Below are 24,037 nucleotides of genomic sequence, written 5' to 3' on the forward strand. Positions count from 1 at the left end.
CTTATTCTTTATCCTGGCCCGCGGTCGCGGACAGGCCGAGCAGGCCGGCAAGCGACCGCCGATGACCGGTGTCGATGGTGGCGTAGACGCTCATGCCGGCTTTCAGCTTCCGCACATATTTGTCGGTCTCGTCGAAATAGATGCGGATCGGCACGCGCTGCACCACCTTGACGAAATTGCCCATGGCGTTCTGCGGCGGCAGGATCGCGAATTGCGCGCCGGTGCCGGGCGAGAGCGAGCCGATCTTGCCCTTGAACACATGGTTCGGGAATGCGTCGACCTCGAGCGTGACGGACTGGCCTTCGGTGACATAGGTGAGGTCGCTCTCCTTCGGATTGGCGTCGACCCAGGGATGGGCGACGTCGATGATGGAGAACACCGGCGTGCCGGCGGGCACATAGCGGCCGAGCTGAATCTGCTCGACCTGCGTCGCCACTCCATCCATCGGCGCGCGCAGCACGGTGTGGTCGAGGTTGCGCTGCGCGTCATCCAGCTTGGCTTTTGCCTGAGCGTAGGGCGGGAATTGCTCGAGCGGCAGATCAGGGTTGCCGAGCAGCTGGGTCTTTGCGTTGGAGAGCTGCTGCTTGATGTACTGCGCCTGCGCCCCGGCGGTGACCAGTGCGTTGGAGGCGTTGTCGAGATCGAGCTGGGAGCCGAAATTGTTCTTCACCAGCGCCTGCTTGCGCTCGACGTCGCGCTGCTTCAGATCGATGCCCTGCTGGGCGAGGCCCAACATGTCGCCGTAGATCTTGATGTTGGCGACGAGGTTGTCATAGGTCGTGCGCGCCTGCGCGAGCTGCGCCTTGGTCTCCTCGACCGCGAGGCGGAAAGGAACCGGGTCGATCTCGAACAGTTCGTCGCCGCGCTTGACCGACTGGCCTTCCTTGACGATGACTTTCAGGATCTTGCCGGAGATGTCGGGTGTCACCAGCACCTTCTGTGCGCCGACATAGGCATCGTCGGTGCCGACATAGCGGCCCCCATGCAGATAGAAGGTGACGCCGCCGATGGCGACGATGACAGGCAGCACGACCAGGAGCAGGAAACGGCGATAGCGGCGCAGGCCCGCCAGCAGGCGGCGGCGCGGATCGGTGCCGGCCTTCTTGGTCGGCTTGCCGCTGTCGCTCTTCTGCTCGGGCTGCAACTTGACGACCTGATCAGCCATGGCGCTGCTCCTTGCGTGCTTGCTCCGCGCCGGATGCCTGGATCGCGGTTCGCACGTTTTCCTTGATGGTTTCGAGCTGGGTGAGGAGGCGGTGCGCGTCCGCCGGATTGATGCCGTCGAGCGCGTTCGCCGTCAGCTCCGACTTCAGGCCGCTCATGCGGCCGAGCAATTGCCGCCCGGCCTTTTTGAGGTACAGGCGCTTGACCCGGCGATCCGAAGCGTCGCTGCGGCGCTCGATCCAGTCGTTGTCGCAGAGCTTGTCGATCAGCCGTGTCAGCGTGATCGGCTGCATCTCCAGGAGCTCGGCGAGCTCGGACTGCTTCATGCCCTCGCTGCGCTCCACCTTGGCCAGCACCGCCCATTGCGCCCGGGTGATGCCGAAGCGCGAGGCCTCCTTGTCGGCATAGACGCGCAAGAGGCGATAGAGCTCACCGAGCGTGAACAGGAAATTCTGGTCTACCGACCCGCGGCTCATGAGCTTCGTCTCCAATAAGCTTGGGTATTATAAGCAAGCTTATGATTAGTTCACGGACCGGTGGCGCGGTGCTGTCCCGCGGGAGGAGCATGGCTGGCAGCCGGACGACTCGTCGTGCTTTGGGTTCCCCCGCCGAAATGGTAGAAGACCGCGACATGAGCCTCGCAAAGCCGGCATTCCCCGCGCCCGACCATGATCACGGCCGCTGCACCGCGGACGCGCTTGCGCATGCCGAGGTGGTCTGCCAGCAGCGCGCGCAGAAATTCACGCCGATCCGCCGCCAGGTGCTGGGTGCTTTGCTCTCCAGCCACCGCCCGCTCGGCGCCTACGAAATCATCGACGAGCTTGCCAAGTCGATGGCGCGGCCGGCACCGATCACGATCTATCGTGCGCTCGACTTCCTGATGGCCAACGGCCTCGTGCATCGCATCGAAAGCCGCAACGCCTATCTCGCTTGCGCAGCCCACGACCACGATTCGACCTCCGCGGTGGCGTTCCTGATCTGCGAGCGCTGCGGCCTGGTCGGTGAGATCTCCTCGGCGTCCTTCGCCAAGGACCTCAACGCCGCCGCGCGCAGCTCAGGCTTCGCGCCAAAGCTGTCTGTGGTGGAGATCACGGGCGTCTGCACGCATTGTCAGAAAATGTCTTGAAGCAACAACGGCGCAAAGCCGGATTTTTGGGAAGAAATGTCCGCACCTCAAGCCATACCGTCCGCCGGTCGTCCCCTCAGTGCCGGCGCCATCGCCCTGATGCTCATGCTGTGCCTGACCTGGGGATTCAACCAGATCGCGGTGAAGCTGGTGCTGCCGGACATTCCGCCGATGCTCCAGGCCACCATCCGCTCGATGGGCGCGCTGCCGGTGCTGTTCCTCATCGGCACCTTTCGCGGTGTCAATTTTTTCGAACGTGACGGCACCTGGAAGCCCGGCCTGATCGCCGGGCTGATGTTCGGCATCGAGTTCGTGTTGATCTTCCAGGGGCTGCACTTCACGTCTGCTTCTCGTGCGGTGGTGTTCCTCTACACCGCGCCGTTCTTCGTGGCGCTCGGCTCCTACCAGGTGCTCGGCGAGCGTCTCGGCGGCGCGCAATGGCTCGGCCTTGGCATCAGCTTTGCCGGCGTCGCGCTTGCGATCGGCGTGCCCCAGCCCAATGTCGATTCGCAGGTTCTGCTCGGCGATCTCATGATCGTCGGGGGCGCTGCGCTGTGGGCCGCGACCACGCTGGTCGCCAAGGGCACGCGGCTGCGCTTCGCCGCGCCCGAGAAGGCATTGGGCTATCAGGTCGCGACCTCGGTCCCGATCCTGGGGCTGGCGGCCTGGCTGTTCGGCGAAACCATCACGCACATGCCGTCGCCGCTGTCGCTTGGCCTGATGGCGTTCCAGGCGATCTGGGTGGTGGGAACCACGTTCACGCTTTGGTTCGCGCTGGTGAAAGCCTATTCGGCCAGCAAATTGTCCGCTTTTACCTTCATCACCCCTTTGTTTGGCGTGGTGGGTAGCTATTTCATCATGCATGACACCCTGAGCCTGACATTCGGGGCCGCAGCCGTCCTTGTAATTGTTGGGCTTTTTCTGGTTAACCGTCCCAGCCCATCGGTTGCGGCGCCGCGCGACGCATTGCTGAACGTCACCAAAACCTGATATTTGGACCGCCATGAACAAGCTCGAAAATCCTCTCGATTCAGACATTGCGGGCCCGGCGCCCCGGCACCGGACCACCCAGGTCAAGGTCGGCAACGTCGCCGTTGGTGGCGGTGCACCGATCGTCGTGCAGTCGATGACCAACACCGACACCGCCGATGTCGAAGGCACCATCGCCCAGGTCGCAGCGCTCGCGCGCGCCGGCTCCGAAATGGTCCGCATCACCGTGGACCGCGAGGAAGCTGCGGCCGCCGTTCCGCACATCCGCGACGGCCTCGCCAAGCGCGGCATCAATACGCCGTTGATCGGCGACTTCCATTATATCGGCCACAAGCTGCTCGCGGCCTATCCGGCCTGCGCCGAGGCGCTGGCGAAGTACCGCATCAATCCCGGCAATGTCGGCTTCAAGGACAAGCGCGACACCCAGTTCGCCGACATCATCGAGATCGCGAACAAGAACAACAAGCCGGTGCGCATCGGCGCCAATTGGGGCTCGCTCGACCAGGAGCTTTTGACCAAGCTGATGGACGAGAACGCCGCCTCGCCAAACCCGCGCGACGTGCGCGCGGTGACGCGCGAGGCCATGGTGCAGTCGGCGCTGCTTTCGGCCGCGCGCGCCGAAGAGCTCGGCATGCCCAAGGACCGCATCATCCTCTCGGCAAAAGTCTCGGCGGTGCAGGATCTGATCGCGGTCTATCAGGATCTTGCCAGCCGTTCCGACTACGCCATTCATCTCGGTCTCACCGAAGCGGGCATGGGCTCGAAGGGCATCGTTGCGTCCTCGGCCGCGCTCGGCATCCTCTTGCAGCAGGGCATCGGCGACACCATCCGCATCTCGCTAACGCCCGAGCCCGGCGGCGACCGCACCCGCGAGGTGCAGGTCGGCCAGGAGCTCTTGCAGACCATGGGCTTCCGCACCTTCGTGCCGCTGGTTGCGGCCTGCCCCGGCTGCGGCCGCACCACCTCGACCACGTTCCAGGAGCTGGCCCGCTCGATCCAGGATTTCATCCGCGACGAGATGCCGACCTGGAAGACCAAATATCCCGGCGTGGAAGAGCTCAACGTCGCGGTGATGGGCTGCATCGTCAACGGCCCCGGCGAGTCCAAGCACGCCAATATCGGCATCTCGCTGCCCGGCACCGGCGAAGCGCCGGCCGCGCCCGTCTTCGTCGACGGCAAGAAGTTCCGCACGCTGCGCGGCCCGACCATCTCCGCCGACTTCAAGGCGCTGGTGATCGACTACATCGACCAGCGCTACGGCCAGGGCGCCAAGGTGCCGGCGCCTGCGGCGGAGTAGGCGTCTCACATCGAGATCGTAGGGCGGGTTAGCGTAGCGTAACCCGCCTTATTTCTTTCAGGCGCGAAGTGGCGGGTTACGCTTCGCTAACCCGCCCTACATTGCTACGATGGCTCCCAATCAACAATGATCGGGAGACCCGCCATGAGCTCACTCGCCGGCAAGCAGGGCCCGCGCTATCGCCACACCGCTGAAGACGGCGCGCCGTACGAGACCATCGCCGTCGAAAAGCTCACCCCCATCATCGGCGCGGAAATCTCCGGCGTCGAGATCGGCAAACTTGTCGCGGACGATGCCCGCTCCAACCGGCAGATGGACGAGATCCAGCGTGCGCTCGCCGAGAATCTCGTCATCTTCTTCCGCGACCAGCACATCACACCGCAGCAGCACCTCGCCTTCGGCCGCAAGTTCGGCGAGCTGCATTTTCATCCCGCAGCTCCCCACGAGGACGAAGACCCCGCCTTGATGAAGATCTATGCGGACAAGAACTCGCCGCGTGCCAATGGCGAGGGCTGGCACTCCGACGTCTCCTGCGATCTCGAGCCGCCGATGGGCTCGATCCTCTACATCAAGCAATGCCCGCCGCGCGGCGGCGACACGCTGTTCGCCAACATGTACGCGGCCTATGAGGCGCTGTCGGAACGCATGAAGGCCTATCTCGATGGCTTGACGGCGCTGCACGACGGCGAGCCGATCTATCGCGGGCTCTATGCCAATTATGGCGTCGCCGATCGTCCCTCCTATCCGCATGCCGAGCATCCCGTGGTGCGCACGCATCCGGTCACGGCTAAGAAGGCGCTCTACGTCAACCGCGGCTTCACCCGCCACATCAACGGCATCCCGCGCGACGAGAGCGATGCGATGCTCGCCTATCTCTACCAGCACGCCGAGAACCCGCTGTTCCAGTGCCGCTTCCGCTGGACCGAGAACGCCATCGCCTTCTGGGACAACCGCTGCACCCAGCACCGCGCGATGTGGGACTACTGGCCGCACACACGCTCGGGCACGCGCGTGACGGTGAAGGGGGAGCGGCCGGTGTGAGTGAGGCGATAAAGCCTTTCCGTTCCGCTCTCTGCGGCTTTTCTAATACGGCTTATAAATTGATGGCGCGTTGATGCCGATCAGTCGGGAATAACATTCAACGCAATAGCGATCCGTCATACTCGCGATGAAGTCGCAAATCGTCCTAAATTTCCAAGCCTTGTCGCTGTATGCGTCGAAAGTTGAGCGGACATCATGAGGCAGAAGCTTCTCGCCGCCCGGCTGCGTTAGCGCCTTGAATATGTGCTCAATGATTTCGCGTCCTCGTCTGTCGGCCATTTTGAAACGATTAGACATGACGAGCGCCTCGTAGGCAAATCGCTTCAGTACCTCTATCGCCTGGAATGTACCTAATTTGAGCTGAACCCAACTAAGGGCTGGCGTCTTTGGATCTAGCACAAATTCTACGTCAGACATGAATGCATATACGAGCTTCGATGTGAACTCGCTGCGGAGGCTGCCTTCCTCTTGAAGAGTTTTTGAGCCCGCTGAAACTTCGGCAGACAATGCGTAGCTCAACTCCTCGCCCGTCATCGCTGTCTCATGAGCTCGTTCTACGAGGCGTTGCGAGGGTTGAAAAATGTCTTTCATCATTGAGAATATGATGCGATCAACGCCGTCGATGGTCAGAGTTTCTTGTGAAGTGACACTCTTCGGATAACTCTTGAGCATCTTCCTGTTTACAACATCCGCGATGCGTTGCTTTAGACGATTGTCGGCAGCTGCCATTGATAGCGGGGAGAGAAAATCAGCCTTGAAGGCATCCTCAACATCGTATGTTGAGTAAGCAATATCGTCAGCCAAATCCATGATGCTGCACTCCAGAGTCTTGAACCTTCCAGGCTTGCAACCGGGGCCGATACTGGATTTGATGTCAGCAATGAGTGCGGCTTCTGTTTGATAGTAGCCCTTCGTCACTTCGCTTGTAGCGGTGCGTTCTTTAGGGATCACCCTGTCGTACTTCAAAACCGAAGCGATGCTTCGATATGATAGGTTCAGGCCAACCCTCGGGTCGATGTCTCTACGCCTCATTGGCGGAGTTTCGAGTTCCTTCTTTTCCAATCGGGTGAGTATTCGGATCGTCTGAGCATTTCCCTCAAATCCCCCATAGCCCTTCATCATGTGGTCGAGTGTGCGCTCGCCGTCGTGCCCAAACGGCGGGTGTCCAAGGTCGTGAGCAAGTGCGGCGAAGTGCACGAGATCAATATCAATGGGGGTTCGCTTGAGCGCAGGCTCATTATTATTGAGGTTCAGCGCTATGCCGGTGGCTATTTGGGCGACCTCAAGACTGTGCGTTAGGCGATTTCGAAAGAAATCGTTCTCGTCCGACGGGAAAAGCTGTGCCTTCCCCTGGAGCCGTCGAAAGGATGGCGAATGTATTAGACGGGCGACGTCACGTCTAAAGGCGTTTCGAGCATCGCCTTTCTTGTTCCTGACCTTAACGACTCTCTTTTCGTCTACCTGCCGGTTGTATAGGGCCCCTGCCATTCGCTACCTCATCGCGACGCAGTTGATATGACTGGCCCCGTTTGGCGACCTTCCCCTCCGGACCAGAGATCCTCGTCACCGACGAGACACGTTCTGCGCCCTTGAGTTTTGCTAGACGTAGTCCTGCAGAGTCAATCTTAGGTAGGTCCGCCATCGCCATCTCCGCTCTAGAGCGTTGTTTTTTAACGCATTTTATACGTGAACTGAGAAGTCGCGTCAAGAACGAAAGACGAACATATTGAGGCGATTCAATTCGAGGTTACTGATTCTACAACGGCGATTCGCTTGCCGGAATCAGGGCCTTCGGACTTTTTTTCCGGGGCCAACTCTGGGGATATCTGCAGAGGAGGCTTGCGCGGGCAGCTACGCCGGCGGGTTCCATTGACGCTATCTCCAGCCGAAGCCAATCTCCCCGAAAATATCCGGGAGGATTTTCCATGCTCCGCGCCGAGGACAACAAATTTCTGACCGAAACGGGTGCAGGCACCGGCATGGGCGAGCTGCTGCGCCGGTTTTGGATTCCCGTCCTCCTCTCGGAAGAACTCCCAGAGCCCGACGGCGAGCCGAAGAAGATCGTCGTGCTCGGCGAGGAGCTGCTCGCCTTCCGCGACACGCGCGGCATCGTCGGTGTCATCGACCAGTACTGCCCGCATCGTGGCGCCAATCTCTGGCTTGGACGGAACGAGGAATGCGGCATCCGCTGCGTCTATCACGGCTGGAAGTTCGACACCGACGGCCGTTGCGTCGACATGCCGACCTCCTATCCCGATCTCAACGCGAAGGATCTCATCCGCATCAAGTCCTATCCGGTGCGCGAATGGGGTGAGATGATCTGGGCCTATATGGGCCCGCTTGAAGCCATGCCCGAGCTCCCCGATCTCGAGATGGCGCTGCTGCCGGCCTCGCATCGTTACGTCAGCAAGAAATGGCAGGACTGCAACTGGGCGCAGGCGCTGGAAGGCTCGATCGACACGGCGCATTTCACCTTCGCCCATCTCTCCTTCGACAAGGAGGAGAACGAGATCCTCGACATCAAGAAGCATTTCGTGAATCCGATAGTGCGCATGAACAACGACCACATGCGCTGGATTGCCGAGGACCCGCGTCCGGTGATCAAGGTCGCTCCGCACGCGGCGGGGCTGACGATTGCCGGCGGCCGGCTCACAGGTAGCGACAACATCTACTGGCGCATCGCGCAATTCCTGATGCCGTTCCACGCCTACGCGCCGAGTGCGATGCCGGGCGAGAACATCTTTGGGCAGACCTTCGTGCCCGTCACCGACACCAATTGCTGGATCTATACCTACGCCTGGAATCCGGAGCGGCCGCTGACGAAAGCCGAGCGTGACGCCTATGACCACGGCAACGGCGTGATCGCGGAGGTCGACGACAATTACGTGCCGCTGCGCCACAAGGGCAACGACTACCTGATCGATCGCAAGCTGCAGAAGACCCGCAGCTACACTGGCATCAAGGGCGTCTCCGAGCAGGATGCCGCCGTGCAGGACAGCCAGGGCCCGATCGCCGACCGCACCCGCGAGCATCTCGGCCCGACCGATCTCGGCATCATGCATTTCCGCAAGACCGTGATGGATCTTGCGCGCGCACTGCAGCAGGGCGAGCCGCCGCCGCAGACCGCGCATCAGGACCGCTACGCAGTACGGTCCGGCGCCTGCGTCACCAGCAAAGCCAAGGATCTGCCGGACGTGATGCTGGAACGGTTTGGCGATGTCGCCGGCTTTGTCGGCCGTCCCAGGATTGCAGCGGCGGAGTGACGCGTGAGGCAATCGCGCAGCATCGTCGCAGGCCTCACTGCCGCGATCCTGTTGTCATCGCTCGCGCCGGCCAGCCGCGGCGAGGCCGCTGCCGCGCGAAAAGTCGCAAAGGCCAAACCGAAACAGTCGCAGTCATCGGCCAAATGCGAGATACCTAAATTCCGGATCGTCGTGGATGTCGGCCACACCCCGGACTCCTACGGTGCATTGAGCGCGCGCAATGATCCGGAGTTCGGCTTCAACTTCCGCCTCGCACGGCTGATCACGGCCAAGCTCAAGTCCGAGGGCTTTGCCGCAACCCGCCTGCTCGTCACCGATGGCAAGGCACGGCCGAGCCTGTTCAAGCGCGTCGGTGCTGCGAACCAAGGCCGCGCCGATCTGTTCCTGTCGGTCCATCATGATTCGGTGCCGGACAAGCTGCTCGAGACCTGGGAATTCGACGGCACAAAGAGCTATTTCAGCGATCGCTTTTCGGGCCACTCGCTGTTCGTGTCGCGGCAGAATCCGCACTTTACCACCAGCCTGATGCTGGCCCGGATGATCGGCCGGCAACTGAAGCAGCAGGGCCTGCACTATGCGAGCCAGTACACCCTGCCGGTGATGGGCCGCTACCGGCGCCAGCTGCTCGACAAGGATGTCGGCGTCTACCGCTATGACGGGCTGGTCGTGCTGTCGCGCACGCGAAGCGCCGCCGTGCTGCTCGAGGCGGGCTCGATCATCAATCGCGACGAGGAAATGGAGATGAACTCGCCGGAGCGACACGAGGCGGTCGCACAAGCCGTCGCGGCCGCGATGAGGGAGTTTTGCGAGAGACGGTAGTTGGCCCTGCCGGTTCAGCAGCAGTCATTGCGAGCGCAGCGAAGCAATCCAGAGTCCTTCCGCAGAGGCAGTCTGGATTGCTTCGCTACGCTCGCAATGACGAGGAAGCTACAGCGGCCCGGCTCGATATTCCCTATTCGCCAGGCTCGCCTCCTCCAGATCCAGATCGCGCTCGATCCGCCGCCGCGTCTCGTCGGTGATCTGGCCGTCGCGCAGCAGCTTGTGGATGAATTTGCGCTCGGCGGCGATCAGGTCGCGGGTCAGAGCGATGCCGGCGGCAGAGATGTCGTGACGGTTGGGATCGAGCGAGTCCGGGAGCTGGTTGAAGCGGATCTCGTGGCGGGCGCGCAGCAGCCGCATCACCTCGTCGGAAACCTCTTTTTCCGCCGTGAGCGCGTCGAGCGATTTCAGCGCGGCCTCCAGCGCCTGACGGCGCGCGGCGATCTCCGCTTCGTGCTCGGCGGCATGCTCGTTGCGACCGGCTTCGGCGACGCCGAGCCACCGCACGATCGGCGGCAGCGTCAGGCCGACGCCGATCAGCGTCACGAAGATGACACCGAAGGCGACGAACAGGATCAGGTCGCGATACGGAAACGCCTCGCCATTCGGCAGCGTGAACGGCAGCGCCAGCGCGGCGGCCAGCGACACCGCGCCGCGCACGCCGGTGAAGGCGAGCACGAACGGCCATTGCCATGGCGGCGAAGGATCGCGCTCGCGCAGCGACCGGGACAGCATTCGCGGCAGATAAGTTGCGGGATAGAGCCAGGCAAAACGCGCGATCACCACGATCACCAGGACCAATGCGGTTGCGATGAGAATGTCGTCGAGCGGAAAAGTCTTCGATTTCTCGTAGAGCGCGCGCATCTGGAAACCGGTGAGCAGGAACAGCATGCCCTCGATCAGGTAGATCACGAGATCCCAGAAGAAGATGCCTTGCAGGCGCGTCGCCGAGGAGATCAGCAATGGGCCGTTCCAGCTGACATAGAGCCCGCAGGCCACCGTTGCGATCACGCCGGAGCCGCCGATATGCTCGGGCAGCCAGTACGAGACATAGGGCGTGATCAGCGACAGCGTCAGCTCGACCTGCGGATCTCCAGACCATTTGCGAAGGCGCAAGGAGAGCCAGCCGACGCCGATGCCGAAGGCGATCTCGCCGGCGACGATGAGGAGGAATTCACCGGCCGCGAGCGGCAGTGAGAAATGGCCGACGAGGATCGCGGCGAGCGCGAAGCGGTAGAGGATCAGCGCGGTGGCGTCGTTGGCGAGACCTTCGCCTTCGAGCACGACCAGGATGCGGCGCGGCATGTTCAGCCGGCGCGCGATCGCGAGCGGCGCCACCACATCGGGCGGCGCGACGATGGCCCCGAGCAGGAAGCCGACGGTCCAGGGCAGGCCGATCATGTAGTGTGTGGCGGCCGCCACCATCGCCGTGGTGAAGATCACGGCGCCGACCGCGAGCAGCACGATCGGACGCAGGTTCTTCTTGAATTCGCGCCAGCTCATCGCGACGCTGGCCGAGTAGATCAGCGGTGGCAGCACCACCAGCAGCACCAGCTCCGGCGGCAGCTCCACAGTCGGCATGCCTGGCACGAAAGCGAGGCCGACGCCCGCCAGCATCAGCAGGATGGCAGGGGCGACGTTGAAGCGTCGCGCGGCCAGTGCCACGCCTGCCAGCACGGCCAGCAGGATGAGAAAGGTCTGAAACTTCGCTTCCATGATGGTCTGTCTTGACCCGGAAGCGACGGCTAGGTCAATGCGCGGCTCACGCCAGCCGTTCGGCCACCATCCGCCCAATCCGCGCGAACGCGGATGTGATCTGCGCCGCGCTCGGCGTGCCGCCCTGGGTATAGGCCGCGATCAGGATCGGCGTATCCGGCTTCGGCCAGGCGACCGCGATGTCGCCCGAGGCGTCCTTGCCGTTGTTGCCGGTCTTGTCGCCGATCTTCCAGCCTGCCGGGAGTCCGCCACGCAGGCGATTTGCGCCGGTCTTGCAGTTCACCATCCAGTCGGTGAGCAGGGCCCGCGAAGCAGGCGACAGCGCCTCGCCCGCGACCAGCCGGCGCAAATTTCCCGCCATCGCTGCCGGCGTCGTGGTGTCCCGGGGGTCGCCGGGTTGCGAGCGGTTGAGCTCGGGCTCGTTGTGGTCGAGCCGCGAGGTGGTATCGCCGAGCGACCGCCAGAAGGCGGTCAGCGCGGCGGGGCCGCCGATCCGCGCCAGCAGCAGATTGGCGCAGGTGTTGTCGCTGAGCTCGACGATGGCCTTGCACATCTCGCCGACCGACATCTTGCCGGCCGCGAGATTTTCCCTCGCCACCGGCGCGTATTCCAGCAGATCCGACTGGCCATACCGGATCATGGCCGCGAGTTGCTCCTCGCCGCGATCGACCCGCGCCAGCACGCTGGCGGCGAGCGAAGCCTTGAACGTCGAACACATCACGAACCGTTCGTCGGCGCGCCAGGAGAGCTTCTTGCCGGTTGCGAGATTCTCCGCATAGAGCCCGATCCGCCCGCCGCTCTCGCGCTCGTAGGATTCGAATTCTGATGGGGCATCCCCGGCGAGCGCAGGGGAGGCGGCCAACCAGGCGAATGAGGCGAGCAGGGAGCGGCGGTCGACAAGCATGGTGATTTCCAGGCGAGCAGGGGTGGGAGATGGAGCGGACGCTGCATCCGCGTCGTCATTGCGAGCGCAGCGAAACAATCCAGACTGTCTCCGCGGTGAGATTCTGGATTGCTTCGCTGCGTTCGCAATGACGGAGAATTGGATAGCGAGTGCGTCCGAATTCGGGCAGCAGGACGGCGCCCGTCACTCCCTCAAATCATATCGGTACGACTTCGACACGATCTGCCAGCCGTCGGCGAGCTTCATCGCCACGAGATAGTCGGTGAAATAGCGCGGCGGCAGCTGGCAGCGCACCTTGATGAAAGCGGTCTTATCGTCCGAGCGGTCGATGGTGACGATGAAGTCCTCGCGCGGCTTGCTTTCGGCCTTGGCCGAGGCGCGCTTGCGCACGCGGTCGAGCCAGTCCGGCACGGTCAGAACCTGGAGCTCGCCCTTTTCGACCCAGCGCAGATCGGCGGAGGGATGGAAGATGGCGCCGAGCTTGTCGGCGTTGCCCTCGTAAAGTCCGTCAAAATAGGATTGCACGACGGCTTCGACGCTCGACCGGTCCTGGCTCATGGGTCGTTCCTTTGCATGATGGCTTCGGGCCAACTTAGTCGTACACGTTGAAATGCGCTATGGGTGTGTCAGCGATTTGCGCGAAGGCGTCACGATGGCAGAATCAGAAAATTCGAACGCTCGCATTCTTGTCGGCGAATGCTTTTGCCGCGCCGTGCGCTTCGAGGTGGCCGATGCGTTCGCCTATGCGATGAACTGCCACTGCTCGAACTGCCGGCGCACCACCGGTGCCGCCTTCAAGCCCTTCGCCGGCATCCGGCAAGACAGGCTTCGTATTGTCAGGGGTAGCGACCTCCGGATGATTTTCGGCGACGACACCACCCATGACGCGCATTGTGGCCGCTGCGGCTCGCTGCTCTATTCCCGGGTCCGGGAAGGAGAGTGGGTCCACGTCGCCATGGGAACCCTGGTCGATGCCCCCTCGATCCGGCCGAGCGCCCATATTTTCGTCGGCTCGAAGGCGCCCTGGCATGAAATTACGGACGACCTGCCGCAATATCGGGAGCACATCGGGGTTGTCTGACGGAACCCGGTCCGCACCGCCGTCCGTTGGCGAACCGCGACAGCGCTGGCGCGACAAACAAGAGAGGTCGTACGGCCTGCCGCCGGGGTCCGCTTCGTGACCTCCATCACAAGCGCCGGCGGAGGATGTTGCTAAAGCGGTCCCAAAGGGCCGGACGGCCCGGAACCATCGGAAGTCGTGTCATGCGCAGCTTGCTCAGACTTTGTCCGCTTTTCGTCGCCCTCGGCCTGATGTTCGGCGCCGGGCCGGCTGTTGCCGGAAAGCGCGTGGCGCTGGTGCTGGCCAATTCGGCCTATCAGCACGCGCCCTCGCTCGCCAATCCTGTCAATGACGGGTCGGTGATGGCCAAGACCCTGAAGGAGGCCGGCTTCGACGTCGTCGATTCCCGGCACGATCTGTCGGCGCTGGAGACACGGCGCGTGCTGCGCGACTTCGCCGACGCGACCCGCGACGCCGAAATCGCCGTGGTCTACTACGCCGGCCACGGCATCGAGGTGGAGGGCTCGAACTATTTGATCCCGGTGGATGCCAAGCTCGAGCGCGACACCGACGTCTTTGACGAGGCGCTCTCCCTCGATCGTGTCCTGGTCGCGGTCGAGCCCGCCAAGCAATTGCGTCTGGTGATCCTCGATGCCTGCCGCGACAATCCGTTCAGCAAGCGGATGAAGCGCACGGTCGCCTCGCGCGCCATCGGCCGCGGCCTCGCCCAGGTCGAGCCGTCCAGCCCCAACACGCTGATCGCCTATTCGGCCAAGGCCGGCTTCACAGCGCAGGACGGCGACGGTGCCAACAGCCCGTTCACCATCGCGCTGTCGAAGCATCTGACGACGCCGGGCCTCGACGTCCGCCGCGCCTTCGGCTTCGTGCGCGACGACGTGCTGAAGTCGACCGGCAACAAGCAGGAGCCGTTTGTCTATGGCTCGCTCGGTGGTGAGGACGTGCCGCTGGTGCCGGTCAAGCTGGCGCCGGCGGCGCCCGTGGCCAATCCCCAGGCCGACATCCGCCGCGACTACGAGCTCGCGCTCCAGGTCGGCAACCGGCCGGCGTGGGAAGCCTTCCTCGCCCAGCATCCCGACGGGTTCTATGCGAGCCTCGCCAAGCTTCAGCTCGAGAAGATCGGCGCCGAGCAGGCGCATGCGGTGGCGATCGCGAAAGCGAAGCAGGCCGAGGCCGAGCGCGACCGCCTTGCTGCGCTCGGCGTGCAGAAGGATGCGCAAGCCAAGGCCGCGGCCGATGCGAAGGCCGCCGAGCAGGCGCAGCTTGCCGCGCAGAAGGCCAAGGAGCAGGCCCAGCAGCAGGCCGCCGCCGCCGAGCAACAGCGCGTCAACCTCGCCGCCACGGCGCCGGGCGTTGCGCCGGGCAACACCACGAGCGCTGCCGGCACCAACGTCGCCGCGCTCAGTCCGACGACCGCGCCGGCCGATCTCAACCGCTCGGTGCAGAGCGAGCTCGGCCGCGTCGGCTGCTTCTCCGGGCAGGCCGACGGCAATTGGAATACGTCCTCGCAGCGGTCGCTGTCGCAGTTCAACCGCTATGCCGGCACCAAGCTCGACGTGAAGGTGGCGAGCACCGACGCGCTCGATGCGGTCAAGGCCAAGCCGTCGCGGGTCTGCCCGCTGGTCTGCGAGCACGGTTTCAAGGCCGAAGGCGACAAGTGCACCAGGATCGTTTGCGGCAACGGCTATGTCCTGAACGACGACAATGAATGCGAGAAGAAGCGCGCCGCCAAGCCGGCGTCAAAGCCCGCGACCTCGCGGCGCGACGACGGCGAGGACCGCCCCGCGCGGCAGCGGGCCGGTGCTGGAGCGGGCGGCTACGGTGCAGCTGCGGCGGCTGGCGCGGGTCGTGCATCGAGCGGCAGTGGTCAGATCTTTTGCAACGCTCTGCTCTGTCGGCCGGTCAGGCCCGGTTGCCGCCTCGTCTATCGCGGCGGCGGCGGCCCCCACGTCGACGCCAATGCCGAGGTCTGCAACTGAAATGGCACGGCTTTCCTGACCACTCGAACAATAACCTAAAGCGCGATGACGATTCATCCTGATCGCATCGCGCTTTAGCTCAGTTCTTCCGCTCGGCCACGAAACGCGCGGCGGCCTGCAAAATTGCGGCGCGGTCGCCGAAGATCGAGACGGCGCTGTCGGCGCGCGCGAGCAGGTCGCGCACGCGCTGCTTGGCGCCTTCGATCCCGAGCTGGGTCACGAAGGTGGTCTTGCCGAGCGCGGCATCGGCGCCGGCCGGCTTGCCGAGCGCGGCCGCATCGCCCTCGACGTCGAGCAGATCGTCGGCGATCTGGAAGGCTTCGCCGAGCGCGCGGCCGTAATCGTCGAGCGCCTGATATTCCGCCTTCGAGGCCTGGCCGAGGATCGCGCCGGCAATGCAGCCGTAGCGCAAGAGCGCGCCGGTCTTCATCTGCTGGATACGGGCGACGTCGATCGGCTCGTTGCCGCCAAAGCGGCCTTCGCCGGCGAGATCGAGGATCTGGCCACCGACCATGCCGCCGATGCCGGCGCAGCGCGCCAGTGCACGCGTCAAGAGCAGCCGCACATTGGCGTCGCGATGGACCTCGTCGCGGGTGATGATGTCGAAGGCGAGCGTCAGGAGGCCGTCGCCGGCGAGGATCGCGGTGGCGTCATCGGTCTGCTTGTGCAGCGTGGGGCGGCCGCGGCGCAGGTCCGAATTGTCCATGGCCGGCAGGTCGTCATGGATCAGCGAATAGCAATGGATGCATTCGAGCGCGGCGCCCACGAGCAGGGCCGCCTCGCGCGGCACGCCGAACACGCCGGCGCTCTCGACCACCAGGAACGGCCGCAGGCGCTTGCCGCCGTTCAGGCTCGAATAGCGCATTGCGTCCATCAGTCGCTTGGGCCGGGCGATTTCGTCATGCAGGATGTCGTCCGACAGCAGGCGCCCGAGCAGGGCTTCGGTGTCATCAGCGGTCTTGTCCAGACGTTTGGCGAAATCGGACGGGGACGTGCCGGTCATCAAGAAGGGCTCCAGAACTAAAATTCGGCGGGACAATCCTTTATGCGCCCGCGCCAGTCAATCGTTTGGAAGGCCTAAAAAGTGCTGGAAAAGGCCCGAATTATCACAGACTTAATGCTCCAGCCCGTGGCCGCTCGTCAGTTCGTGCCGGAAAGGTCGATTTGCGCATCGTCAAAATCCTGCTGGTGGTGCTCGCGCTCGTGGTCCTCGCGCCCTATGTGATCGCGCCGTTCTACCGCACCGGCCACCCAGTTTCGACGCTGATGGCCTGGCGCAGCCTGCGGGGCGCGCCGATGCAGCGGGAGTGGATCGATCTCGCTGATATGTCGCCCTCTCTGCCGCGCGCGGTGGTGGCGGCCGAGGATGCCCATTTCTGCAAGCATCACGGCATCGATTGGGGGGCGCTGCGCGAGGCGATCGACGACGCCAGGGAGGACGGCACCGCCTTCCGGGGCGCCTCCACCATCACCCAGCAGGTCGCGAAGAACCTGTTCCTCTGGCAGGGGCGCGACTTCGTTCGCAAGGCGCTCGAATTCCCGCTGGCGCTCTGGATCGACCTCGTCCTGCCCAAGCAGCGAATTCTCGAAATCTACCTCAACATCGCCGAGCTCGGCCCGCAGGGGCAGTTCGGGGTCGAGGCGGCCAGCGCCTATGCCTTCGGCAAATCGGCCGAAAGCCTCTCGCCCCGCGAGGCGGCGCTTCTGGCCTCGATCCTGCCGAATCCGGTCAAGCGCAGCGCCCGGACCCCGGGACCGGGCGTCCGGCGGCTGGCAGCCACCTATATGGCGCGGGGGCAGGCGAGCTCGCTTGCGACCTGTTGGCGGGAAAATCGCTGATTTTTTGGCCCGTTCCGGGCGCATTTTCCGGCCCAAGAGTCTAGCTTTACAGCCAGCCTTCCTCTATAAGCGCGGCCTTGATCGGCATTCAGCTCGCCTCGTTATTTGCGGGTGCTGAGCCGTCCCTTCGCGGACGATGCCCTGATGACACCAATCCCTAGAGGATATTGAAATGGCCGTTCCGAGAAGAAAAACCTCGCCGTCGCGCCGTGGCATGCGCCGCTCGGCGGACGCCATCAAGAAGCCGACCTATGTGGAAGACAAGGACTCCGGCGAGCTCCGTCGTCCGCACCATCTCGACCTCAAGACCGGCATGTACAAGGGCCGCCAGGTCCTGAAGAAGAAAGAGTCCTGAAGCCAGGATCTTTCTCGGGCGGGAGATCGACCCGCCCGATTCGGCCAACCCATGAGATAGACGGTGACGGCGGCGGAGCGGATGCTTCGCCGCTGCATTGTTCTGTCTGGATATCTTGATCGAGAAGGCATCAAGCCGATGGTCGGTTTCCCGCTGCTCCTGATTCCGCTCGCGGTCTACAACATCATCGCCTTCCTGATGCCGACCGTGTCCTTCACGGACGTGCTGTTCAAGGTGCCTATGGTGTCCGGAGAGGTCTGGCCGGTCACGCTCGCCGATCTCCTGCTCGCGCTCGGCATCGTTCTGCTGCTGCTCGAGGTGGTCAAGGGTGCGCGGCCGGGCTCGAAATTCCTGATGGATCATTTGCTGTCGCTGATCATCTTCGGCGCGGCCGCTGCCGAATTCGTGATGTGGCCCAAATTCGGCAACTCCACCTTCTTTTTGCTGGTGCTGCTGGCGATGGCGGACTTCTTCGCTGGCATCGCCCAGCGCACGCGCCGCCGAGTCACCTATGTCGCCGAGACCACGGTGCCGGCCCCTCGTAAGGCCAAGCGCAGGGCCGAAGCGCCGGCGGAAGACGTGGAGTCCGAGCGCAAGTTCGAGCCGGTGATCGCGCCGCAGCCGGCGCCGGCCGCACCTACCGCGCAATCCGTCGCCGAATCCGTGCTGATGGATCACCCGGCGCCCAAGCCCGTGCAGGGCGCCCCCTCGCCGGAAATTCCCTCGCCGCAGCTGCAGCCGGGGAACGGCACGCCGTCTTCCGACACGCCGCCGCGCTGATTTCTCTGAATTGGCTCGCATCTCACCGCCGCGGCAGTGTGCTCCCTTGCCCCGTTCTTACGGGGAGTGGGTTGGGGTGAGGGGCCTCTCTCCGCGGATGCGATAGCCGCGGGACCTGTACCCCCTCACCCGGATCGCACCGGACGATGCTTCGCATCGCCGAGGCGATCCGACCTCTCCCCGCAAGCGGCGAGAGGTAAGAAGCGCGCTCTCACTTCAATCAATCTTAAGCTACCTGACGCGTGCGCGCGCTGACGGTTCCGAGCGGGCGCTTGCTGCCATAGGCCATCAGCGCATCCTCGGAGGAGGCGCGGCGGAGCCGGCTCGTTTGCGGCAGCTGCTCGGCATTGGCGATCAATTGTGTGACGAAGCTCGGATCGGGGCGGGGCAGGGGCACCTTATGGACCCACCGCAACGTCGGCATCAGCGGCACCAAGGCCGTGCCTGTGCCGTTGTCCGCCGCGTCCGATCGATCAGTACCCAACATCGCAATCACCGTTGATCCGGCGAGACTGTCGCGTTTCGAGACGCGGGGGCCGGCGCGAGTCCTGTACTCGCAAGGCCTATGCCGGCCGGGCCGGTTTGGTTCCGACGCCTTCGGAAACGTGGTTTCCAAATTGTTTATCAACTTTGCCTAGGTTCGGCAGCGAATCTGGCTCTATCCTGTGCCGGCTCAGGACTTCTCCACTGTCCCGAAACGAGGCGACTTTTGACCCCTGGATTGCCGCAAGCCTCCGACATCCTGGCCGCGCTCGGTCAGGCCGTGTTCGCCTGGGACATCGCCAGCGATGCCATCGTCTGGGGTGAGCAGGTCAGCGCCGTTTTCCCCGGCATTCCCGCCGAGCGGCTTTCGACCGGCGCCGAATTCGCCAAGCTGATCGAGCCCGCGCAAACGCTGCGGACGGCGGCGCTGGCACTGACGTCCCCGGTGCACGGCGCCGACGGCACCCCTTACCGAATCGAGTACGGCGTGCGCATGAGCGCCTCCGATCCCGTGATCTGGATCGAGGAGACCGGCCGCTGGTTCGCAGGTCCCGACGGCCGTCCCACGCGAGCGATCGGCTCCGTCCGCATCAACAATGAGCGCCACGCCCGGGACGAGGAATTGAGCAGGCTGGCCCGGCTCGATCCGCTGACCGGCGAGCTCAACCGCTCGCATCTGATCGCGGCGCTGGCCGAGGCGATCGAGGAGACGACGCGCTTCCGCTCGACAGCGGCCTTCATGCTGGTCGGCATCGATCATCTCGCCCGCGTCAACGATGCTTTCGGCTTCGACGTCGCCGACGCCGTGATCCTCGACGTCGCCAAGCGCATTCGCGCGCGCCTGCGCGGCGGCGACGTGCTGGGGCGCTTCTCCGGCAACAAGTTCGGCCTGATCCTGAAGAACTGCACCGTCGACGACATGAACGTGGCTGCGGAGCGCTTCCTCGCCGGCATCCGCGACGAGGTGGTGCCGACCAAATCCGGTCCGGTCTCGGTCACCGCGTCGATCGGCGCGGTCAGTCTGCCGCGCTATGCCCGCAACACCGACGAGGCCGTCAACCGCGCCCATGAGACGCTGGACGCCGCCAAGCGCCGCCGCTCCGGCTCATTCGCGGCCTGGCGTCCGGATGCCGCGCGCGACGCACAGCGCCGCGTCAACATCCGCGTCACCGACGAGATCGTCACCGCGCTCAACGAGCGCCGCATCAGGCTCGCCTATGAACCCGTCGTCTCGGCTGTCTCGCGCGAGCGCGCATTCCATGAATGCCTGGTGCGGATGGACCAGGGCGACGGCCAGGTGCTGCTCGCGCCCGACATCGTGCCGGTCGCCGAACGGCTCGGCCTGATCCGCCTGGTCGATCACCGCGTGCTCGAGCTCGTGGTCGCCGAGCTCGCGGCGGCGCCCGACGTCTGCCTCAGCCTCAACATCTCGCCGGATACGACCATGGATCCGGACTGGTGGGCGGGGATCGAATCGCTGATGCTGGCCCATCCGGGCGTTGCCGAGCGGCTGATCGTCGAGATCACCGAGACGGTCGCGATCCAGGACATCGACGACGTCCGCGCCTTCGTCAGCCGCCTCAAGCATTTCGGCAGCCGCATCGCCATCGACGATTTCGGCGCCGGCTACACCTCGTTCCGCAATTTGCGCAAGCTCGGCGTGGACATCGTCAAGATCGACGGCGCCTTCGTGCAGAACATCACCCATTCCGCCGACGACCGCGCCTTCGTGCAGACCCTGATCGACCTCGCCCGCCGCCTCGACATCAAGACCGTCGCCGAATGGGTGCAGGACGACGAAGCCGCAAACATGTTGCGCGACTGGGGCTGCGATTACATCCAGGGCCGCCTGATCGGGCTGGCTTCGGCGGAGCGCCCATGGGGCGTGCCGTCGGATGCGCTGCCTGCGGCGAGCTGAGATGGCGTAGGGTGGGTTAGCCGAAGGCGTAACCCACCACTTTCTCTCCGCGTCGAGAGAGAAGCGGTGGATTACGCCTTCGGCTAATCCACCCTACCGACTACGAGATCTTCTCACGCCCCCTCGTCCAGCGCCACCAGCTCGCGCTTCTTGCGCAGCGACGGCAGCAGCGGCGCGATCAGCAGCACCAGGGCAAACACAAGACACACTGCCGAGATCGGCCGCTGCACGAAGGTCCAGAGATCGCCCTGCGACAGGATCAGCGACTTGCGCAAATTGTTCTCCATCATCGGACCCAGCACGAAGGCCAGCACCAGTGGCGCCGGCTCGTAGCCGAGCTTGCGCATGAAATAGCCGATGATCCCGAACGCGATCATCACATAGACGTCGAACACGTTGTTGCTCGAGCAGTAGACGCCGAAGATCGTGAACAGGATGATCAGGGGGAACAGGATGTTGTAGGGCAGCTTGAGCAGCTGCACCCACATGCCGATCATCGGCAGGTTCAGGATCAGCAGCATGACGTTGCCGATATACATGCTGGCGACGATGCCCCAGAACAGGCCGGGGTTCTGCGTGATCATCAGCGGGCCCGGCTGCAGGCCGTGAATGACGAAGGCTCCGAGCAGCAGCGCCATCACCACGTTCGGCGGGATGCCGAGCGTCATCAGCGGAATGAAGGCGCCGCCGGCTGCGGCGTTGTTCGCCGATTCCGGGCCGGCGACGCCCTCGATCGCGCCGTGGCCGAACCTTTCAGGGGTCTTCGACAGCCGCTTCTCCAGCGCGTAGGACGCGAATGACGAGACCACGGCGCCGCCGCCCGGCAGGATGCCGAGGAAAAAGCCGAGGATGGTGCCGCGGCCGACCGGACCGGCGCTCGCCTTCCAGTCCTCCTTGCTCGGCAGGAGATGGGTGATCCTGGTGTTGATGACGTCGCGCTTGATCGCCTGCTCGGTGTTGAGCAGCACCTCGGCGACGCCGAACAGGCCCATCACCACGGGCACGAGGCCGATGCCGTCGATCAGCTCCATGCGGCCGAAGGTCAGTCGCGGCTGCGCGGTGATGCTGTCGAGCCCGATCAGCCCGAGCACGACACCGATGCACGCCATCAGCAATGCCTTCGGCATCGATCCCTGGGTGAGGAAGGTGAGCACGACGAGGCCGAGCACCATCAGGCTGAAATACTCGGCCGGGCCGAAAGCAATGGCGAGGCTGGCGAGCTTCGGCGCCACCAACATCAAGGCGACCAGCGCAAAGGTGCCGGCAGCGAAGGAGCCGAACGCGGCGATGCCGAGCGCGGGGCCCGCACGGCCCTGCTTCGCCATTTGGTGGCCGTCGATGCAGGTGACGACGGAGGCCGCCTCGCCGGGGATGTTGACCAGGATCGAGGTGGTCGAGCCGCCATACATCGAGCCGTAATATATGCCGGCCATCATGATGATGCCGGATTCCGGCGTTCCCGACAGTGTCACCGGTAGCAGTAGCGACATCGCCGAGATCGGGCCGATGCCGGGCAGCACGCCGACCAGCGTGCCGATGAAGACGCCGATGAAGCAATAGAGCAGGTTGACCGGCAGCAGCGCGACGCCGAATCCATGTGCCACGTTGACAAGCGTATCCATGGCGTCAGCCGATCCCGAACAGGCCTGACGGCAACTGGATCAACAGCAGCCGCTTGAGCACCCACCACATGCCCGAGGGCACCAGCACCGCGATCGGAATCGCCAGCGTCCAGCGCACCGGATCGATCAGCCGCAACAGCAGCAGCATCAGCGGGATCGATGACAGCAGGAATCCCAGCGGCTCCAGCGCGAACGCGAATGCAGTGAGGCAGGCGATGAGGACAAGCGGCTTGCTCCAACGCACGTTCTCCCAGCGCGAGGCCAGCGTCGGCCCACCCTCGGTGATCGCCGAGACGATGATCGCGCTCGCGAACACGCACATCAGGATGCCCGTGTAGAACAGCACATAGCCGGAGCCGGGATCGTTGATGGTGCCGAGCCTGAGCTTCAAGCCCGACCAGATCACGAAGCCGCCGAGTGCGAGCCCGATCAGCCCGCCCCAGAATTCGGAGTTGCTGAGGCGGAGCTTGACGTTGGTTGGATCGTTCATCGATTCTCTCTCGTGCCCCGGACGCAGCGCAGCACCGCAAGTTGCGTTCAAGCACGTCTTCGACGTGCTATGGCAGGTGCGCTGCAAAGCCGGGGCCCATGCGTGTGGGCGAAGAAGATGGGTCCCGGCACTGCGCAGCAGCGTTGCACGCTGCAGCGCGTCCGGGACACAAGCAGCGCGGTCTTACTTCTTCGCGAGCCCGAGCGTCTCGATCACCTTGCGCTCGGACTCCGTGACCTCGACGATGAATTTCTTGTAATCCTCGGTGTTCTTGTAGTTCGGCACCATGTCGTATTTGGCCAGCGTGGCGACCACCGCAGGATCCTCGACCGCCTTCTTGAATGCGTCGTGCAGCTTGGCGACGATCTTGGGATCCATCCCTTTCGGTCCTGCAATGCCGAACGGGGAATCATAGACCATGGGATAGCCGAGCTCCTTCAGCGTCGGCACGTCGGGATAGTTCGGCGAGCGTGCGCCGGTCCACACCATCAGGAGCCGCAGCTTGCCGGCGTCGACCAGCGGCCGCCATCCCGTGGAATCAGCCTGCAGCATAGTGTGCTGTCCCAGCACGGCGGCGTTAGTCTCCGCGCCGCCCTTGAAAGGGACCTGCGTCAACTTGATGCCGGACATCGCGGCGATCTGCTCCATGCCGATATGCAGCGAGGTGCCGGCGCCGGGCGTGGCGTAGGTTACCTTGCCCGGATTCGCCTTTGCGAACTCCACCACGTCCTTCCAGCTCTTGAACTGCGATTCCGCGCTCGTGGTCACGCCGAAAGTGTAGCCGGTGAGATGGACGATATAGGTGAAATCCTTTGCCGGATCCCACGACACCTCCTGCATCAAGGGCAGGCGAAACACGGTGATCGGGATCTGCGAGATGGTATAGCCGTCCGGCTTCGCCGCCGCGGCCATCGTCGCCGGCCCGACCGTGCCGCTGCCGCCGGCCTTGTTGTCGATCACGATCGGCTGGCCTAGCACCTTCGAGGCGCTGTCGGCGATCGCGCGCATCGAGAGATCAGTCGATCCGCCGGCCGGCCAAGGCACGATCAACGTGATCGGCTTCGTTGGATAGTCCTGCGCATTGACCGCCGTGGAGAGCAATAAGCCCATGACGGCGTGCACCGCGGCAAATGCAATCGTCTTCAGCCCGTATCCCGACATCGAAAGCCTCCC

At 64.0% G+C, this 24,037-nt stretch carries 23 protein-coding genes; 12 read left to right on the forward strand and 11 right to left on the reverse strand.

The genetic code is table 11. The features are described 5' to 3' along the window. Position 1 precedes the first annotated feature (1 nt). A complete protein-coding gene (locus I6F33_RS28950) occupies positions 2-1,165 on the reverse strand; it encodes an HlyD family secretion protein (protein WP_225113308.1) in 1,164 nt (387 codons plus the stop codon). Then, positions 1,158-1,640: a MarR family winged helix-turn-helix transcriptional regulator gene (locus I6F33_RS28955; RefSeq protein ID WP_036002289.1), complete on the reverse strand. Its 483-nt coding sequence runs from the start codon at positions 1,638-1,640 to the stop codon at positions 1,158-1,160. Before I6F33_RS28955 ends, I6F33_RS28950 begins: the two co-directional genes overlap by 8 nt. Before the next feature lie 155 nt (positions 1,641-1,795). Here I6F33_RS28955 and I6F33_RS28960 point away from each other — a divergent pair, with 155 nt between their 5' ends. The 4 genes from I6F33_RS28960 to I6F33_RS28975 all read left to right on the forward strand — a co-directional run bounded on the left by I6F33_RS28960 (position 1,796) and on the right by I6F33_RS28975 (position 5,618). Then, positions 1,796-2,290, forward strand: a complete 495-nt coding sequence (locus tag I6F33_RS28960) for a Fur family transcriptional regulator (RefSeq protein WP_036002259.1) — start codon at positions 1,796-1,798, stop codon at positions 2,288-2,290. Between the two features lie 36 nt (positions 2,291-2,326). Beyond that, positions 2,327-3,280, forward strand: coding sequence for a DMT family transporter (locus tag I6F33_RS28965; protein ID WP_225144844.1), 954 nt, complete (start codon positions 2,327-2,329; stop codon positions 3,278-3,280). Positions 3,281-3,293: 13 nt separating this feature from the next. Next, entirely contained in the window at positions 3,294-4,577 is a 1,284-nt protein-coding gene (gene ispG / locus I6F33_RS28970) for a flavodoxin-dependent (E)-4-hydroxy-3-methylbut-2-enyl-diphosphate synthase (RefSeq protein WP_225144845.1), read from the forward strand. Positions 4,578-4,721: 144 nt separating this feature from the next. Beyond that, positions 4,722-5,618 (forward strand): TauD/TfdA family dioxygenase, encoded by an 897-nt coding sequence (locus I6F33_RS28975; RefSeq protein WP_225144846.1) that lies wholly within the window; start codon positions 4,722-4,724, stop codon positions 5,616-5,618. A gap of 42 nt (positions 5,619-5,660) precedes the next feature. Here the strand turns inward: I6F33_RS28975 and dgt are convergent, their stop codons facing one another. Then, complete coding sequence (gene dgt / locus I6F33_RS28980; protein WP_225144847.1) at positions 5,661-7,106, reverse strand: dGTP triphosphohydrolase; 1,446 nt, start codon at positions 7,104-7,106, stop codon at positions 5,661-5,663. 437 nt (positions 7,107-7,543) lie between these two features. Here dgt and I6F33_RS28985 point away from each other — a divergent pair, with 437 nt between their 5' ends. Both I6F33_RS28985 and I6F33_RS28990 read left to right on the forward strand, forming a co-directional pair. Beyond that, positions 7,544-8,881, forward strand: coding sequence for a Rieske 2Fe-2S domain-containing protein (locus I6F33_RS28985; RefSeq protein ID WP_225144848.1), 1,338 nt, complete (start codon positions 7,544-7,546; stop codon positions 8,879-8,881). 3 nt (positions 8,882-8,884) lie between these two features. Further along, entirely contained in the window at positions 8,885-9,700 is an 816-nt protein-coding gene (locus tag I6F33_RS28990; RefSeq protein WP_225144849.1) for an N-acetylmuramoyl-L-alanine amidase, read from the forward strand. Positions 9,701-9,808: 108 nt separating this feature from the next. Here I6F33_RS28990 and I6F33_RS28995 read toward each other — a convergent pair whose 3' ends face one another. The 3 genes from I6F33_RS28995 to I6F33_RS29005 form a co-directional block, all read right to left on the reverse strand. After that, positions 9,809-11,416 carry a Na+/H+ antiporter gene (locus tag I6F33_RS28995; protein WP_225144850.1) on the reverse strand — a complete coding sequence of 536 codons (1,608 nt, stop codon included), beginning with the start codon at positions 11,414-11,416 and terminating at the stop codon, positions 9,809-9,811. Between the two features lie 46 nt (positions 11,417-11,462). Next, positions 11,463-12,320: a class A beta-lactamase gene (gene bla / locus I6F33_RS29000; RefSeq protein ID WP_225130532.1), complete on the reverse strand. Its 858-nt coding sequence runs from the start codon at positions 12,318-12,320 to the stop codon at positions 11,463-11,465. Between the two features lie 183 nt (positions 12,321-12,503). Further along, positions 12,504-12,878: a nuclear transport factor 2 family protein gene (locus I6F33_RS29005; protein ID WP_225144851.1), complete on the reverse strand. Its 375-nt coding sequence runs from the start codon at positions 12,876-12,878 to the stop codon at positions 12,504-12,506. A gap of 94 nt (positions 12,879-12,972) precedes the next feature. Here I6F33_RS29005 and I6F33_RS29010 point away from each other — a divergent pair, with 94 nt between their 5' ends. Then, positions 12,973-13,401, forward strand: a complete 429-nt coding sequence (locus I6F33_RS29010) for a GFA family protein (RefSeq protein ID WP_225144852.1) — start codon at positions 12,973-12,975, stop codon at positions 13,399-13,401. A 182-nt stretch (positions 13,402-13,583) separates the two neighbouring features. Then, complete coding sequence (locus I6F33_RS29015; RefSeq protein ID WP_225144853.1) at positions 13,584-15,377, forward strand: caspase family protein; 1,794 nt, start codon at positions 13,584-13,586, stop codon at positions 15,375-15,377. 79 nt (positions 15,378-15,456) lie between these two features. On the opposite strand, the gene I6F33_RS29020 is transcribed toward I6F33_RS29015, so the two are convergent. After that, positions 15,457-16,380, reverse strand: coding sequence for a polyprenyl synthetase family protein (locus tag I6F33_RS29020; RefSeq protein ID WP_225144854.1), 924 nt, complete (start codon positions 16,378-16,380; stop codon positions 15,457-15,459). Between the two features lie 161 nt (positions 16,381-16,541). On the opposite strand from I6F33_RS29020, the gene mtgA reads away from it, so the two are divergent. From mtgA to I6F33_RS29035, 3 genes are all read left to right on the forward strand, one after another. Continuing rightward, entirely contained in the window at positions 16,542-17,216 is a 675-nt protein-coding gene (gene mtgA, locus I6F33_RS29025) for a monofunctional biosynthetic peptidoglycan transglycosylase (RefSeq protein WP_036002223.1), read from the forward strand. Between the two features lie 172 nt (positions 17,217-17,388). Next, on the forward strand, positions 17,389-17,571 hold the full coding sequence (gene rpmF, locus I6F33_RS29030) for a 50S ribosomal protein L32 (RefSeq protein WP_007598106.1): 183 nt from the start codon (positions 17,389-17,391) through the stop codon (positions 17,569-17,571). A gap of 138 nt (positions 17,572-17,709) precedes the next feature. Then, positions 17,710-18,351, forward strand: a complete 642-nt coding sequence (locus I6F33_RS29035) for a hypothetical protein (RefSeq protein ID WP_036002287.1) — start codon at positions 17,710-17,712, stop codon at positions 18,349-18,351. A gap of 226 nt (positions 18,352-18,577) precedes the next feature. Here the strand turns inward: I6F33_RS29035 and I6F33_RS29040 are convergent, their stop codons facing one another. Next, positions 18,578-18,838 carry a hypothetical protein gene (locus I6F33_RS29040; RefSeq protein WP_225144855.1) on the reverse strand — a complete coding sequence of 87 codons (261 nt, stop codon included), beginning with the start codon at positions 18,836-18,838 and terminating at the stop codon, positions 18,578-18,580. Between the two features lie 222 nt (positions 18,839-19,060). Here I6F33_RS29040 and I6F33_RS29045 point away from each other — a divergent pair, with 222 nt between their 5' ends. Continuing rightward, positions 19,061-20,752, forward strand: coding sequence for a bifunctional diguanylate cyclase/phosphodiesterase (locus I6F33_RS29045; protein WP_036002216.1), 1,692 nt, complete (start codon positions 19,061-19,063; stop codon positions 20,750-20,752). A gap of 113 nt (positions 20,753-20,865) precedes the next feature. Here the strand turns inward: I6F33_RS29045 and I6F33_RS29050 are convergent, their stop codons facing one another. The 3 genes from I6F33_RS29050 to I6F33_RS29060 all read right to left on the reverse strand — a co-directional run bounded on the left by I6F33_RS29050 (position 20,866) and on the right by I6F33_RS29060 (position 24,025). Continuing rightward, a complete protein-coding gene (locus I6F33_RS29050; RefSeq protein WP_225144856.1) occupies positions 20,866-22,374 on the reverse strand; it encodes a tripartite tricarboxylate transporter permease in 1,509 nt (502 codons plus the stop codon). A gap of 4 nt (positions 22,375-22,378) precedes the next feature. Then, positions 22,379-22,864 carry a tripartite tricarboxylate transporter TctB family protein gene (locus I6F33_RS29055; protein WP_225144857.1) on the reverse strand — a complete coding sequence of 162 codons (486 nt, stop codon included), beginning with the start codon at positions 22,862-22,864 and terminating at the stop codon, positions 22,379-22,381. A gap of 183 nt (positions 22,865-23,047) precedes the next feature. Then, positions 23,048-24,025: a tripartite tricarboxylate transporter substrate binding protein gene (locus I6F33_RS29060; protein ID WP_036023927.1), complete on the reverse strand. Its 978-nt coding sequence runs from the start codon at positions 24,023-24,025 to the stop codon at positions 23,048-23,050. Between the last annotated feature and the right edge of the window lie 12 nt (positions 24,026-24,037).

The sequence above is a fragment of the Bradyrhizobium sp. BRP20 genome (assembly GCF_020194215.1).
Taxonomy (GTDB): Bacteria; Pseudomonadota; Alphaproteobacteria; order Rhizobiales; family Xanthobacteraceae; genus Bradyrhizobium; species Bradyrhizobium yuanmingense.

Bases quoted from the DNA above. Each gene is read 5' to 3' on its own strand.
- I6F33_RS28950 (WP_225113308.1), bottom strand. From the start codon at position 1,165: ATGGCTGATCAGGTCGTCAAGTTGCAGCCCGAGCAGAAGAGCGACAGC.
- I6F33_RS28955 (WP_036002289.1), bottom strand. From the start codon at position 1,640: ATGAGCCGCGGGTCGGTAGACCAGAATTTCCTGTTCACGCTCGGTGAG.
- I6F33_RS28960 (WP_036002259.1), top strand. From the start codon at position 1,796: ATGAGCCTCGCAAAGCCGGCATTCCCCGCGCCCGACCATGATCACGGC.
- I6F33_RS28965 (WP_225144844.1), top strand. From the start codon at position 2,327: ATGTCCGCACCTCAAGCCATACCGTCCGCCGGTCGTCCCCTCAGTGCC.
- ispG (WP_225144845.1), top strand. From the start codon at position 3,294: ATGAACAAGCTCGAAAATCCTCTCGATTCAGACATTGCGGGCCCGGCG.
- I6F33_RS28975 (WP_225144846.1), top strand. From the start codon at position 4,722: ATGAGCTCACTCGCCGGCAAGCAGGGCCCGCGCTATCGCCACACCGCT.
- dgt (WP_225144847.1), bottom strand. From the start codon at position 7,106: ATGGCAGGGGCCCTATACAACCGGCAGGTAGACGAAAAGAGAGTCGTT.
- I6F33_RS28985 (WP_225144848.1), top strand. From the start codon at position 7,544: ATGCTCCGCGCCGAGGACAACAAATTTCTGACCGAAACGGGTGCAGGC.
- I6F33_RS28995 (WP_225144850.1), bottom strand. From the start codon at position 11,416: ATGGAAGCGAAGTTTCAGACCTTTCTCATCCTGCTGGCCGTGCTGGCA.
- bla (WP_225130532.1), bottom strand. From the start codon at position 12,320: ATGCTTGTCGACCGCCGCTCCCTGCTCGCCTCATTCGCCTGGTTGGCC.
- I6F33_RS29005 (WP_225144851.1), bottom strand. From the start codon at position 12,878: ATGAGCCAGGACCGGTCGAGCGTCGAAGCCGTCGTGCAATCCTATTTT.
- I6F33_RS29010 (WP_225144852.1), top strand. From the start codon at position 12,973: ATGGCAGAATCAGAAAATTCGAACGCTCGCATTCTTGTCGGCGAATGC.
- I6F33_RS29015 (WP_225144853.1), top strand. From the start codon at position 13,584: ATGCGCAGCTTGCTCAGACTTTGTCCGCTTTTCGTCGCCCTCGGCCTG.
- I6F33_RS29020 (WP_225144854.1), bottom strand. From the start codon at position 16,380: ATGACCGGCACGTCCCCGTCCGATTTCGCCAAACGTCTGGACAAGACC.
- rpmF (WP_007598106.1), top strand. From the start codon at position 17,389: ATGGCCGTTCCGAGAAGAAAAACCTCGCCGTCGCGCCGTGGCATGCGC.
- I6F33_RS29035 (WP_036002287.1), top strand. From the start codon at position 17,710: ATGGTCGGTTTCCCGCTGCTCCTGATTCCGCTCGCGGTCTACAACATC.
- I6F33_RS29040 (WP_225144855.1), bottom strand. From the start codon at position 18,838: ATGTTGGGTACTGATCGATCGGACGCGGCGGACAACGGCACAGGCACG.
- I6F33_RS29050 (WP_225144856.1), bottom strand. From the start codon at position 22,374: ATGGATACGCTTGTCAACGTGGCACATGGATTCGGCGTCGCGCTGCTG.
- I6F33_RS29055 (WP_225144857.1), bottom strand. From the start codon at position 22,864: ATGAACGATCCAACCAACGTCAAGCTCCGCCTCAGCAACTCCGAATTC.
- I6F33_RS29060 (WP_036023927.1), bottom strand. From the start codon at position 24,025: ATGTCGGGATACGGGCTGAAGACGATTGCATTTGCCGCGGTGCACGCC.